This is a genomic window from Methanolobus sp. ZRKC2 (assembly GCF_045291185.1).
Taxonomy (GTDB): Archaea; Halobacteriota; Methanosarcinia; order Methanosarcinales; family Methanosarcinaceae; genus Methanolobus.
In genome coordinates this window covers 1,029,592-1,043,123 of the sequence record NZ_CP146980.1, presented here as the reverse complement: position 1 = coordinate 1,043,123, position 13,532 = coordinate 1,029,592, and the positions used below count along the sequence as shown (strand labels likewise).

Below are 13,532 nucleotides of genomic sequence, written 5' to 3'. Positions count from 1 at the left end.
TTACGTACCTATGATAAACCATGACCCAAACAGGACAAGGAACAGACCACAAGACATCAATACCCGCTCATAAACCTTTGGGGACATGAGCCTTTTTCCTTTACTGAAGGATGTGGAAACCACGGTGAAATAAGTAAGATCTGCAATCCAGTGTCCGATTACAAACATTGTCGCGGCGAACAGGCTGATCTCCAGTCCGCGCAGGACAAGTGCACTGCCTGCGGCAAGCCACCATAGCCAGAAATAGGGGTTTGAGGCGGACGTGATTACTCCCGCCAGCATTGGATTGGTGTTAACCGTTCCATGTTCGTGCAGTGAATCTCCTGCTCCCTTTGCATTCCTCATTGTCAGAATGCCGAACAAGATAAGTGTAGCTCCTCCAATCATGGATATTGCAAGTATCGTGTTTTCACTTACAGATGCCATTCCGAAGATTACCAGTATACAGACCAAAAACTCCAGGGCTGCATGTCCTAAAAATACTTCAGGACCTGCTTTCCATCCCTTCTTCAAGGATGTATCTATGGTAGCGAAAAGCATTGGACCGGGCACAAGTGCCCCTGTCATTCCCACAGCAAATCCTATGGTCAGCATCTCAAGTAATTCCAGCATAGTCTACACTGCTTAATCGGGTCAGGTAATAAAAAAGGTTTGGGCAAAAAAGAATTAGAACAAAGGAAGTGCTGTTACAGTCTTCCTTCGCTTGTTTAAATCGTTATCTATGTGTTCAGAGAATGATTTCGATGTCAAGCTCTTCTGCAAGTTCCTTGTATCTGTTGCGGATTGTGACCTCGGTCACACCTGCAACATCGGCGACCTCACGCTGGGTACGGCGTTCGCCACAAAGGATGGATGCAATATAGATGGCTGCAGCAGCAACACCAGTCGGACCACGGCCACTGGTAAGTTCCTTTTCTGAAGCCTGCCTGAGGATCTCAACACCCCTTGACTGAACTTCACCTTTGAGATTAAGTCCTGAGCAGAACCTCGGGACATAGTCAATCGGTGATGTTGGCATAAGCTTGAGAGACAACTCCCTTGATATAAAGCGGTATGTCCTTCCGATCTCTTTCCTGCTTACCCTTGATACTTCTCCGATCTCGTCAAGCGTCCTCGGAACACTGCATTGACGGCATGCTGCATACAATGCTGCTGCTGCAACGCCTTCAATGCTCCTTCCGCGGATAAGATTCTTGTCAACTGCTTTCCTGTATACGACGGCAGCGGTTTCACGTACAGTTCTTGGAAGACCAAGAGCCGATGCCATACGGTCAAGTTCTGAAAGTGCGAAGGCAAGGTTTCTCTCAGTTGCATTACTTACACGTATTCTACGCTGCCATTTTCTGAGCCTGTAAAGCTGTGCCCTGTTCTTTGATGAGATGGACTTTCCGTAGGAGTCACGGTTCCTCCAATCGATCATGGTTGAGAGACCTTTGTCATGGATAGTGTAGGTCATAGGTGCTCCCACACGGGAACGCTTCATTCTCTGGTCATGATCAAAAGCACGCCACTCTGGTCCTTCGTCAACAAACTCTGCATCAACTACAAGCCCACAGTCAGCACATACCAATTCCGCTCTTTCATAATCCTGTACAAGGCTGCGACTTCCACACTCAGGACACTGGACCTTTGCTTTCTCAACTTCCATGTCCTTTTCTTTCTCTTTACGTGCCTTGATCATTGCACGTATCTTCTCCCTTTCGGAAGTGTCTGAATAACGTACCCTTTCAACTTCGACCATTTCAATCACCTTTCATCATAATCATAAAATATATTTCATAAGTTCTATATCGATCAATCAAAGCTCACTCTTATGTTCAAAACCACTTTCACTCTCACTGAACGTATACACGTTCGTTAACCAGCTTCTGTAAATCAGAATCAGTAAATCCTTTATTTGGCTTTATTATAAAAAATGGCCAATCAACAGGTCCAAAAATGCCGGCGACTTTCCCTATCCTTTTTATGGATTTATCAAGGACAAAGGAATTCATTTTAGGCATTTCCTTCATGGATCCGGAGTACTTCCTTTCATCCCCTCTGATGATGATCTCTTCCTGTTTTGAAATATGTAATACTTTACCCAGTCTTTTCATGTCTTGTATTGTTTAAGATATATTTTATTTTGTCTTTTATGTACCCATTATCTTGCGCCAATCATATATATAGTTTTCGCAGATCTTTTAATATCATAAGTTTTTAAATACAAAAAGATATCGTTGATTTTGAGGCAAAATCTTACCCGTTTTTAGTCATCGGTGTGGCCATGACAACCCGTAACAGACCACAAACTTAAAGAGATAACAAGACTATTTTGGCACGACTTATACTTAATACGATCCATCATATATTTTATGTATGGAGGAAATTCGGTGGCAGATAGAAAATTCGTATATTTTTTCGGTAACGAAGATACAGAAGGCAAAAATAGCATGAAAGATCTGCTGGGTGGCAAAGGTGCCAACCTGGCAGAAATGGCCAACTTGGGAATTCCAGTTCCTCCCGGCTTTACCATCACAACTGAGGTTTGTGTGCTCTATCTTGAAAAGGGAGCATATCCTGATGGTGTACTTGATCAGATCAATGATGCGATTGAGAAGCTTGAAAGGATAAACAATAAAAAGTTCGGGGACGTCGAGAATCCCTTGCTGCTTTCAGTAAGGTCAGGTGCACGTGTCTCCATGCCTGGTATGATGGATACTGTCCTTAACCTGGGCCTGAATGACGATACAGTCGAAGGGCTTGCAAGAAAAACAGGTAATGAAAGGTTTGCATATGACAGTTATCGTAGATTCCTTACAATGTTCGGGGACGTTGTACTGGGGATAAAGCACGAGGAATTTGAATCAACGCTTGAGGCCAAGAAAAGACAACTTTGTGTAAGCCTGGACACGCAGCTTGACGTCGATACTCTCAAGGAACTGGTAGAAGAGTTCAAGGAGATTATCAGAGAGAACACCGGTAATAATTTCCCGCAGGATCCACGTGAGCAACTTCAGATGGCAATAGATGCTGTTTTCAATTCATGGAACAACCAGCGTGCTATCACATACAGGAAGCTCAATGACATTCCTACGGACTGGGGTACTGCAGTCAATGTGCAATCAATGGTCTATGGAAACATGGGCGAGACTTCCGGCACAGGTGTTGCATTCACAAGAGATCCGGGAACCGGGGAGAAAGAATTCTTTGGTGAGTATCTTATTAATGCACAGGGAGAAGATGTGGTGGCTGGTATCAGGACTCCACAACCCATAGCAACCCTGAAGCAGACAATGCCTGATGCATATGCACAGCTTGAGGAGATCTACCAGAAACTTGAGGATCACTTCAAGGATATGCAGGACATTGAGTTTACCATAGAGGAGGGCAAGCTGTACATGCTCCAGACCAGAACCGGTAAACGAACTGCAGCAGCAGCTTTGAACATCGCTGTAGACATGGTTAACGAGGGCCTGATTGACAAAGAAACAGCTTTGATGAGAGTTAAACCGGAGCAGATGGATCAGTTACTACATCCCATGATTGACCCGGAATCAGAATATGAGATTATTGCTACAGGTCTGCCGGCATCACCCGGTGCTGCGGTTGGTAAAGTTGTTTTCACTGCAGAGCATGCCGAAGAGATGGCATCAATTGATGAAAAAGTAATTCTGGTTAGGGCTGAGACATCACCTGAAGATATAGGTGGTATGGATGCGGCCCAGGGTATACTCACGGTTCGTGGAGGAATGACCTCGCATGCAGCAGTAGTTGCCAGAGGTATGGGAAAACCATGTGTTGTAGGGTGTGGTGCTATTAGCATCGATGCGCATGAAAAAATCTTTAGCATTGGAGATATTCGTGTAAGCGAAGGTGAATACATCTCAATTGACGGTGCAAAAGGATGTGTCATTCCAGGATCAGTCAGTCTTATCACACCAGGTGTTACCGGAGAATTGGAAACACTGCTTAAGTGGGCTGATGAATTCAGGGAAATGGGTGTAAGGACAAATGCAGATACACCGCATGATGCACTTGTAGCAAGGGAGTTTGGTGCAGAAGGTATCGGACTTTGCAGAACTGAGCATATGTTCTTTGGCGATGACAGGATACCTGTTGTAAGGGAAATGATCCTGGCGGAAGATGAAGATGTCCGAAAGAAGGCTCTTAAGAAACTCCTTCCCATGCAAAGGGAAGATTTCATTGGTATTTTCCGTGCAATGGAAGGTTATCCGGTGACCATACGCCTGCTTGATCCGCCATTGCATGAGTTCCTTCCAAAACATGAAGAACTGGCCAATAAATTGAAGATTCTTGAAGAAGATGCATCTAATAGGCCTAAGGTCGAGATCGAGAGTCTGAAGAAAGTGATGGAGCGCGTTGAATCTCTTATAGAGATAAATCCTATGCTGGGACATAGAGGCTGCCGTCTTGGTATTACATATCCTGAAATATACGAGATGCAGGTACAGGCAATCATTGAAGCTGCGTGCGAACTCAAACTTGAGGGTATTGATATCGTACCTGAGATCATGATTCCTCTGATATGCCATGTAAATGAGCTCAAGTCAGTAAAGCAGCATGTGGTAAACGTTGTTGAAGCTGTATTAAATGAGAAGAATGTCAAAATGGATTATCTTGTGGGTACCATGATTGAACTTCCAAGGGCAGCATTGACAGCCGACCAGATTGCACAGGAAGCAGAATTCTTTTCCTTCGGTACCAATGACCTGACGCAAACTACCTTTGGTTTCAGCAGGGATGATGCAGGCAAGTTCCTTCCATTCTATGTTTCAGATTCCATTCTTGAGGCAGATCCGTTCGCCGTCCTTGATCAGGATGGTGTTGGTGAACTGGTAAAGATTGGTATAGAAAAGGGCCGATCCACAAGACCTGATCTAAAGATCGGTATTTGCGGTGAACATGGAGGAGAGCCAAGTTCCGTTAAGTTCGGCTACAATATCGGACTGAACTATGTAAGCTGCTCCCCATTCCGTGTACCAATCGCCAGGCTGGCTGCGGCACAGGCTATTCTTGAAAAGAAGAAAGAATAAATTTATGGATACGGTTTATCCGTATCTTTTTATTTCTAGAGTTGGCTTCTGCTTTCACAGATGTCCTTACTTTTTTAACTGAAGTCTGCAATGATTTCTCACTGTAGTTATCAGTATATTGGAATAAAACAGGAACGTAAAGAAAGACGATGAACTTGCTTTTACTTGCAAGTTCAATGTGATCTCCGGATCATATAGTCGGCAATAGCACGAAGTATGTCCTTTGATTCGGAATCATCCAGAACATCAAGTAATTCTTTGCTCCTTGCTATGTATGAAAGGGCAAGGTTTCTTGCGTACTCAATGGAACCGGAATCTTCCAGCATACGAACGGCGTTATTAATTTCCTCGCTACTTGCATCTCCTTTGCCGAAAATATCAAGCTTGACACCGCTGTTCAATGCATGGATTGCGATCAGTGTTTTCTTACCTTCCATAAGATCGCTTCCCCTCACTTTTCCGAGTATTTCTTCAGGAGTTATCATGTCGATAACATCGTCATATATCTGGAAAGCGATACCTATCAATCTTCCAAATTCATAAAGAGCTTCTGCAGTTTCGTCGGATGCTCCTCCGAGGATAGCACCGATTTCACATGAAGCAGCATAGAGGACACCGGTTTTTTTCTCGATCATCTCAAGGTATTCTTCCTTTGTCACATCCATGCGGTTTTCAAACTCAACGTCCATCCATTGCCCTTCACAGATCTCTTTGCATGTTCTGGACAGTATATCAACGCACTTCAGGATCCTTTCAGGTTTTCCTTCTACTTGAGTAAGTATCTCAAAAGCTCTCGAATAAAGGGTATCACCTGCAAGTATAGCTCCTGCTTCCCCCCATTTAACATGCACCGCCGGAATTCCTCTGCGAATATCATCCCTGTCCATTATATCGTCGTGTACAAGTGTGAAATTATGCACCAGTTCTACGGCTACAGCAGCAGGTATTATTTTATATGGGTCAGAACCTACTGCTTCAGCAGTGAGCATAACGATTGCAGGACGAAGTCTTTTTCCACCAGCATCCGGAAGATAACGGGCTGCCTTGTAAAGTTCTATGGGTCTGGAGACAGGGAGGTAATCCTCAATACCTTTGTCAACATGTACAGACCTTTTTTTGATCTCTTCAATTAAATCCATACTCATTCCCACTGTTTTTTTGGTTCTTATAAATAATCACTCATCTTCTATGTAGAGTTCTTCACCGTTTCGTAGCAGATGGAGTGTATCACCTAGTGAATAACCGGCATCTTCTGCCATCTGGATATACTCGCTGTGCATCTGTATGGTTCCGTGTGCGGGAATAACATGTTCAGGTTTAAGCATCCTGAGCAATTCCCAGTGGTCTTCCCTGTAGGCATGTCCGGAAACGTGGACATCGTCATATATCCTTGCACCTTTCATCTTAAGTTTTGTTTCAAGTGCATAGCGGTTTGCCTGTGTCATCGGGTTTGGTATTATGTTTGCCGAGAAAATCACCCTGTCCCCGGTTTCTACCTTAAAAGGCGTTTCTCCGTTTGCAATCCTGCCAAGTACTGCACCAGGCTCTCCCTGATGACCTGTGACGACCGGAAGATACTTGTTCTTGCCTTTTTCCATTATCTTTTTCAGTGCATTGTCAATATCTCTGCGATTGCCGTAAATCTCTACTGTCTCCGGCAGATCAATGTATCCGAGCTGGTGGGCCGTACCTACATATCGTTCCATGGATCTTCCAAGGAGTACAGGTATCCTGCCCATCTCGCCGGCAAACTGCACGATTGAATTCATACGGGCTATATGGGAAGCGAAAGTCGTGACGATCATACCAACATCTGCTTCTTCAGTGCCAAGCAGCACATCTCTTAGCATCATGTGTGCAATCATCTCAGAAGGTGCTTTTCCATTCCTGCCTGCATTCGTACTTTCGGTTATAAGTGCGATGACTCCTTCCTGGCCGAGCTGCTTAAGTCTCTCAAAATCAGGAATTTCTCCTACAGTAGGTGTCCTGTCCAGTTTGAAATCACATGCATATACAATGCTTCCACTTGGGGTGTGTATTACTACAAATACAGTATCGATGATACTGTGCTGTGTATTCACGAACTCGATTGAAATATCCTTTGTGATCTCAGTTGTGTCTCCTGCCTTTAATGCAACAATGTTGTTCTTGACTCCGAATTTTCTTTCAGAATCTATCTGGTGTTTTACGAGTGCTGTAGTGTAAGGTGTTGCGATTATGGGTGCAGTGTATCTGTGTGCGAGTTTGGATATCGCACCAATGTGGTCAAGGTGACCGTGCGTACAGACAATAGCACGCACATTCCCGTTGACCTCATTCATTATAGTGTCATCCGGGATTGCACCCATCTCAATTAGTTCAAGGGAGTGCATGCGGTCTATATCCACATCCTCATGTATCTGGACTCTGTCCAGACGAAGACCCATATCAATGATTATTATATCCTCGTTAATCCGGATCGCAGTCATGTTGCGGCCCATTTCATTATATCCGCCTACTGCGATAATACCTATTTCAGTCATATATTATCCTCTTGTATATTATAAAAATTGATTTTTTTATTATTAAACCTTTTTTTAAATGACAGTTAAACTATCTGAAAATCGCTCTTTTCAGAACGCAATGCAAATTCCTTTGCATCAAAACCACGAAGTTCGATGTATTCCTTTGTCCATCCCGTTATTACTGTGGGAGCTGAGTGCAGTTTTCTCATGTCATCACAACCACAAAGGAACATTGCTACCTTCAGTTCTCCAAGTAACTGGGAGATACTCTCTTCAACTTCCTTTTTTCCTTTCATGGCAGGCTCTACAAAGGGTAGTGCAGCGCTGGCAACTGATGAGCCAAGAGCGATACACTTCGCGATATCGAGTCCTGTCCTGATCCCTCCGGTAGCAATTACCGGTAATGAAGAACTGCATTCTATTATACTTGGAACTGTGGGTATTCCAAAATCCCAGAAAAGTTCGCCCAGTAATTCCGATATAATATCCTCTCTGTCTCTGGCACGGTATACTTCAACACCAGACCAGCTTGTGCCTCCGACGCCGCCAACATCTATGGCTGCAGCTCCGGCATCCTTTAAAAGCCGGACATCTTCAAGTGAAATTCCTGCTCCTGTTTCTTTTACAATCACAGGGACTTTGAGCTTGCATATCTCCCTGATGCTTTCCAGTGCCCCTGAAGCGTCTCTGTCTCCTTCGGGTTGTATGGCTTCCTGCAGGAAGTTCAGGTGTATTGCCATGGCATCGGCATCTATCATCTCAATTAACTTCTCAACACCTTCAATTCCATATTGCTGTATCTGTGCAGCACCTATATTTCCATAAACAAATGCGTTGGGTGCCATATCGCGGACAACCCTGAATGATTCTTCCTGTTCGGGATCTTCTATAGCCGCTCTCTGGCTGCCAACACCTATCCCAAGACCAAGCTCCTCCACAGCACCTGCAAGAGCTGCATTAATAGCTGTGGTTCCGGGGTGTCCTCCTGTAATAGAAGCTATCATGAAAGGTGCACTCAGCTTATTTCCGAGAAAGTCCACGGACAGATCTATTTCATCCATGGAAATTTCAGGAAGAGCTTTGTGAACAAGCATAATATCGTCAAATCCTGCTCCCATTTTCTTTGATTCCACAGGACTTGTGGCACATAAATGAAGGTGTTCGATCTTTCTCTGTGAAGTAGTCATGATCCTGGTCCTCAGTATTCAGCTTTTGAGATTGCAGTGCCAATGTTTTTTCCGCTTAAAAAGCCTGAGACATTTCCGGCTTGACCTGCGTTGAAAATGTATGAAGTGGTATTTGATGATTCACTAAGGTTTAACAGTTCAAGTACCTTTCCCAGCATCCCACCAGTCACATCTGTGCTTGCGGAACCACCGATGAACTTTTTTATCTCTTCAAAGTTAGCGGGTGTGATTTCTTCAACAGTTCTTCCATTTCCGTCAAGTACTCCATTTTCGGCACTTCCTATGCCTATACGTTCTGCTTTCAAAGAATGTGCAAGATAGGGGACTATCTGATCTCCCGAAAGCACTGAAGTGCCAAGTTTCCTATCCATCACAACGTCGCCATGTAAAACGGGTACAAAGCTATTGTCCACCATCGTATGGATGTGTTCTAGGAACATATCCTTTATTCTGGCGTCTTCTGAAACAATGCAGTTCATGGGATGAACTCCGATGGCATTAACACCTGCATCATTCAGGGCATCGACTATCAGCCTGTTCAGGTCCTTTACCGAGAGATGAGTTATAATGCTACCCATAGGATCGAATTTTCCATTCAGGTCATAGCGTTTCGCCTGGGGATGTCCATAGGATCCGGCACCGTGGACTACAATCAGCCTGGAATCAGATCCTGCTATTTCCCCTGCGATGCGTTTTATTTCTTCAGGCTTTGGAGTGCCTTCATCTTTTCCTTTATCAGTGATGACACTTCCGCCGATCTTCAAAATTGTAATACCATCATCATTTTTCATATTATGGCTCCAGCCTGACACCTTCATTTGTGTTTCTTGTGAGGATGGCTTCAGCACCGGTCTCCTTTATTGCCTGTGCAACTGCGTTTGCATTTGTCTTACTTGTAAGTGCAACAATACAACCCCCTCCTCCTGCTCCTGTTATCTTTGCGGAGATTGCACCGGCGTTCCTTGCCGCATACACTAATGCTGATAATTCTGCCCCTCCTACACCTATGGAATCCAGAAGCCCCTGATTAACGTTCATCAGTTTACCAACGGTCTCGTAATCATTACTGTTAACATGCTCTTCAGCTATATGGGCCATTTTTCCTATGTTGGTAAGTATGGGATCAATTATAGCAGGAAACTCCTGACGCAGCTTCGCTACATTTGATACAAGTTCCTTTGTTGATGAGAATTTTCCCGTATTTCCAACAACAATCTGACAGTCCAGATCTTTGAGTTTCCTGCGTTCAGGAATCAGTACTACTCCTCCCATGGTACTGACATAGGTATCCGTAGGACTGGCATTTCCCTGGACTTCTCTTTCAATGGCATGTCCCATGTTTGCGATATCGTCAAGTTGTAGCCCGCATGAATATAACTGATTCAGGGCCTGTATCGTCGCAACGGTAACTGCTGCAGAAGACCCGAGTCCCGAACCTACGGGGAGTTCGGAATCGATCTGTATCCGTATGCCTTCGATATCCTCATAGCCTTTCATTTTTTCGATTACTCTGGAAACATATGGATGAACCTCTAAATCAAGGCCCGTTGTTCCAAGCACCGACTCAATTATTATTGAGTCATGCTTTGCTACCTGCACCCTTGTACGCAAATCGATGGCGCAACATATGGCGCTTTGCCCGTAAACAACCGCGTGTTCACCGAACAGATATACTTTTCCGGGTGCAGAGCACGTTATCATATATGTCTCCAAACTATCATGATGAATGTTTCTTCATTCAACGACCAATGCCGCATATCCTACTACCTGTGAGTAATCTCCGCTTACATCACCGCTGTTTGCATACTTTAGCAGGCTGACATGGTCCGCACCGAATTCTCTTGATGCGGTGAGCATGGCTGCAATTGGACCAAAACCGCAGGCAGTAACGTTTCTTTCTTCCTTTCTTCGATAGAATTCAGGAATATCTTTCTTGATAACGGAGTCTATCAGGTAGTTGTCATTGTCCGATGCAATCTTTGCAGGTTGATAGTGTGTAAAGTCGCTGGAAGCTATGAAGACTGTGCGCTTACCGCTTGTCTTTGCAGCTTGTGCAACTTCCTTTCCAACCTCTACGGCGGTCTCTTCATCCTGCAATCCCATACAGATTGGAAGTATTTTGAAATCATCTCCAAACCTGTACTGAAGAAAAGGTAGTTGTACTTCTATGGAATGTTCAAACCTGTGTGCCAGCTCGTCATAGTCAACTATAGTTCCTGCAAGGAGTTTCCCAATATCCCTGTCGGTTTCTACTGTTCCTAATGGTGTTGTCCATGTTTCCTGGGAAAGAGAGATAGCACATCCGTATCCTGTGTGGTTAGGTCCGAATAATACGTAGGTATCTGCTTTTGGGAGCAAAGCGTAAGCATGTGCTGCAATTTCTCCCGAGTAAATATAACCGGCGTGGGGTACCACAGCACCTGTGATATCCCTTTCCCGGATTTCTATATCTTTAAAGCATCTGCTAAGTTCTTTCTTTAGGTCCTTGGGATTTAACGGATAGAACTGGCCGGCAACTGTTGTTTGTCTCATACTACTGGTCACCCCATAGCAATATAAGGGTTTTTTCTATTTGTAGTATGCCTGTGCAGCTGGTGGTTTCAGACGCCTGATTCGAAGTTCTCGAGCTCGTAATTGAACATTGAGTTGTTGGCCTTTGCAACTTCCCTTGCGAGCAGCCAATAGACAAGTGAAAGTGCTTTTCTACCTTTATTGTTTGTAGGAATGACCAGATCGACATTTGATGTCATGTTGTTGGTATCACAAAGGGCTACTACGGGTATTCCGATGTCGTTAGCCTCTTTAATCACCTGTGCATCGCCGGTAGGGTCTGTCACTATGACTGCGTCAGGTTCAAAGAAATTCTCTACTTTCGGGTTTGTGAGTGTACCCGGGATGAATCTTCCAACCATTGACTTTGCACCGATTGCCTTTGCGAACATCTTTGCAGGATATTGTCCGTACTGCCTTGCGGATACTACCAATATTCTTGAAGCATCGTATGAAGACAGGAAGTTTGAAGCCAGCTTTATCCTTTCGTCTGTTGCCTGGATGTCAAGGACATATAGACCATCGGTCCTGACTCTGTACACGAATTTCATCATGTTCTCTGTCTTCTGCTGGGTACCGATATGTACTCCTGCTGCGAGATACTCATCTATCGGGACAAGTGAAGTGGTTTTCTCTGCTTCACTCCCTTCATTTTCTTCAGTTGTCGTTTTCACTTCACTCTCAACTTCTATGTTTTCATCTTCTGTAATTTTAATATCTTCATTTGCATCCATTTTATCACCTTATGAATCATCTCTTTTTACCGTAATGGGGATAATTCCCATCTCAAACTCTTTTTTGGCAAGATAAAGGGAATTTGTATTTTGATCATCGATCAGCACTGGTGCTCCCATTGAAATCTGTAATGACCTTGCTCCAATGATCCTTGCTTTTTCATACCTGGTATAGTGTTCTGTGTTCAATCGATCACCTAACGTACAATTCCGTAACAATAATAATCAAAATAGTTCGACCATAGCAACTAATAGTACCAAAACAGTTTCCTAGTGAACAACTCTACTATGGTCTTGAGTTAATTTTAATAGATTTCATTCGGAATCCCTCCGAACGTGGTTTCACGTCTATCGACTGACTCCTCCAGTGTTTACCTTAAAGGATATGGGACCGCTGAGATTTGAACTCAGGTACCGGCGTAATTCGCATGATGTACTCATGTCCCGAACGCCGAAGGATGGTCCAGGCTACCCTACGGTCCCTTTACTGGTATGGAGCCAGCGTATCTACAAGTTGGACATGGGAAAGAATCATCCTGCGACAACAGTACCTTGTGACTCCCAAGTCATCAAGTACTGTGCCAGGATTTTCTCCTTCCTGGACACGTCTTTTATATTCTTCCCAACAGTTTGAAATTACCTTTCCACAGGTAAAACACCGGACTGGAATCATTTCTTAAAGCTCACCTGTATGATTTCTGATACTTGGAACGTGCACCGGGTCCGCCGAACTTCTTAGTCTCTTTCTGCCTGGAATCGTTTACAAGCAGGTTACGGTCGTATGCCATGTATGTATCACGGATTTCGGTATCATTTGTCCAATCAACTATGCCTCTTGCGATAGCAGTCCTGACTGCATTTGCCTGGCCCATGATACCTCCTCCGTTGACGGTAACATCGATATCAAGGGTAGCTGCCGTCTCGCCTGCGAGCATGACTGCCTCGTCGATCTTCAATTTTGCGAACTCGGGGTCATATATCTCGAGAGGTTTCTTGTTTATTCGCACTCTTCCTGTTCCTTTCTTGACAGTCGCACGTGCTATTGCTGTCTTCTTTTTACCGGATGAAGTTACAACTTTAATTGACATTTCTTATTCTCCTCAGAATTTGGAACCCAATTTTGTGCTGACCTGCCCGAGGGTAAGGTACTTGTTAGAACTCAGACGGTTCATATCTGCTTCTTCCACGCTGGTAATTTCCTTGTCATTGAACTCTGCCGGAACCCCTACGTAGACCTTGAGGCGTGCCATTGCGTCCTTTCCTCTTGCACGCTTGTAAGGAAGCATTCCCCTTACGGTCCTTTTCAGTATTCTCTCCGGTCTTTTTGGGAAATATGGTCCAAATTCACGGGTACCGATGTTTATTATCTCATCGTATTCCCTTAAGGTGCTGATCTTGGAACCTGATATTACTGCCTTCTCAGCGTTTACTATGTCTATCTGTTCGCCTGCAAGTAATCTCTTTGCTACTTTGCTTGCAAGCCTTCCCATAATGAGTCCGTCTGCATCGATAATTGTCATC

15 protein-coding genes and 1 tRNA gene are annotated in these 13,532 nt (G+C 44.3%); 1 reads left to right on the top strand and 15 read right to left on the bottom strand.

Annotated elements, in window-relative coordinates:
• The 3 genes from V7O62_RS04875 to V7O62_RS04865 form a co-directional block, all read right to left on the bottom strand.
• The gene (locus V7O62_RS04875; protein WP_406657893.1) at nt 1–612 is read right to left on the bottom strand and encodes a LysE family transporter; all 612 of its coding nucleotides are present in this window, start codon (nt 610–612) and stop codon (nt 1–3) included.
• A gap of 115 nt (nt 613–727) precedes the next feature.
• Entirely contained in the window at nt 728–1,741 is a 1,014-nt protein-coding gene (locus V7O62_RS04870; RefSeq protein ID WP_176964572.1) for a transcription initiation factor IIB, read from the bottom strand.
• A 94-nt stretch (nt 1,742–1,835) separates the two neighbouring features.
• The gene (locus V7O62_RS04865) at nt 1,836–2,096 is read right to left on the bottom strand and encodes an H/ACA ribonucleoprotein complex subunit GAR1 (RefSeq protein WP_406657892.1); all 261 of its coding nucleotides are present in this window, start codon (nt 2,094–2,096) and stop codon (nt 1,836–1,838) included.
• 276 nt (nt 2,097–2,372) lie between these two features.
• Between V7O62_RS04865 and ppdK the strand changes: the two genes are divergently transcribed.
• On the top strand, nt 2,373–5,036 hold the full coding sequence (gene ppdK / locus V7O62_RS04860) for a pyruvate, phosphate dikinase (protein WP_406657891.1): 2,664 nt from the start codon (nt 2,373–2,375) through the stop codon (nt 5,034–5,036).
• A 173-nt stretch (nt 5,037–5,209) separates the two neighbouring features.
• On the opposite strand, the gene V7O62_RS04855 is transcribed toward ppdK, so the two are convergent.
• The 12 genes from V7O62_RS04855 to V7O62_RS04800 all read right to left on the bottom strand — a co-directional run bounded on the left by V7O62_RS04855 (nt 5,210) and on the right by V7O62_RS04800 (nt 13,531).
• Nucleotides 5,210–6,175, bottom strand: a complete 966-nt coding sequence (locus tag V7O62_RS04855) for a polyprenyl synthetase family protein (protein ID WP_406657890.1) — start codon at nt 6,173–6,175, stop codon at nt 5,210–5,212.
• A gap of 36 nt (nt 6,176–6,211) precedes the next feature.
• Nucleotides 6,212–7,558: an RNase J family beta-CASP ribonuclease gene (locus V7O62_RS04850; RefSeq protein WP_406657889.1), complete on the bottom strand. Its 1,347-nt coding sequence runs from the start codon at nt 7,556–7,558 to the stop codon at nt 6,212–6,214.
• Nucleotides 7,559–7,623: 65 nt separating this feature from the next.
• Nucleotides 7,624–8,727 carry a type 2 isopentenyl-diphosphate Delta-isomerase gene (gene fni, locus V7O62_RS04845; protein WP_406657888.1) on the bottom strand — a complete coding sequence of 368 codons (1,104 nt, stop codon included), beginning with the start codon at nt 8,725–8,727 and terminating at the stop codon, nt 7,624–7,626.
• Between the two features lie 11 nt (nt 8,728–8,738).
• Nucleotides 8,739–9,518, bottom strand: coding sequence for an isopentenyl phosphate kinase (locus V7O62_RS04840; protein ID WP_406657887.1), 780 nt, complete (start codon nt 9,516–9,518; stop codon nt 8,739–8,741).
• Nucleotide 9,519: 1 nt separating this feature from the next.
• Nucleotides 9,520–10,428, bottom strand: a complete 909-nt coding sequence (locus V7O62_RS04835; RefSeq protein WP_406657886.1) for a mevalonate kinase — start codon at nt 10,426–10,428, stop codon at nt 9,520–9,522.
• 33 nt (nt 10,429–10,461) lie between these two features.
• On the bottom strand, nt 10,462–11,259 hold the full coding sequence (locus V7O62_RS04830) for an MEMO1 family protein (RefSeq protein WP_406657885.1): 798 nt from the start codon (nt 11,257–11,259) through the stop codon (nt 10,462–10,464).
• A gap of 68 nt (nt 11,260–11,327) precedes the next feature.
• Nucleotides 11,328–12,011 (bottom strand): 30S ribosomal protein S2, encoded by a 684-nt coding sequence (rpsB, locus tag V7O62_RS04825; RefSeq protein WP_406657884.1) that lies wholly within the window; start codon nt 12,009–12,011, stop codon nt 11,328–11,330.
• Between the two features lie 9 nt (nt 12,012–12,020).
• Entirely contained in the window at nt 12,021–12,200 is a 180-nt protein-coding gene (locus V7O62_RS04820) for a DNA-directed RNA polymerase subunit K (RefSeq protein WP_406657883.1), read from the bottom strand.
• Nucleotides 12,201–12,397: 197 nt separating this feature from the next.
• A tRNA-Pro gene (locus V7O62_RS04815) sits at nt 12,398–12,494 on the bottom strand.
• 1 nt (nt 12,495) lies between these two features.
• On the bottom strand, nt 12,496–12,684 hold the full coding sequence (locus tag V7O62_RS04810) for a DNA-directed RNA polymerase subunit N (protein WP_406657882.1): 189 nt from the start codon (nt 12,682–12,684) through the stop codon (nt 12,496–12,498).
• A gap of 10 nt (nt 12,685–12,694) precedes the next feature.
• On the bottom strand, nt 12,695–13,099 hold the full coding sequence (locus V7O62_RS04805) for a 30S ribosomal protein S9 (RefSeq protein WP_406657881.1): 405 nt from the start codon (nt 13,097–13,099) through the stop codon (nt 12,695–12,697).
• Nucleotides 13,100–13,111: 12 nt separating this feature from the next.
• Entirely contained in the window at nt 13,112–13,531 is a 420-nt protein-coding gene (locus tag V7O62_RS04800; RefSeq protein ID WP_406657880.1) for a 50S ribosomal protein L13, read from the bottom strand.
• Nucleotide 13,532: the final 1 nt, after the last annotated feature.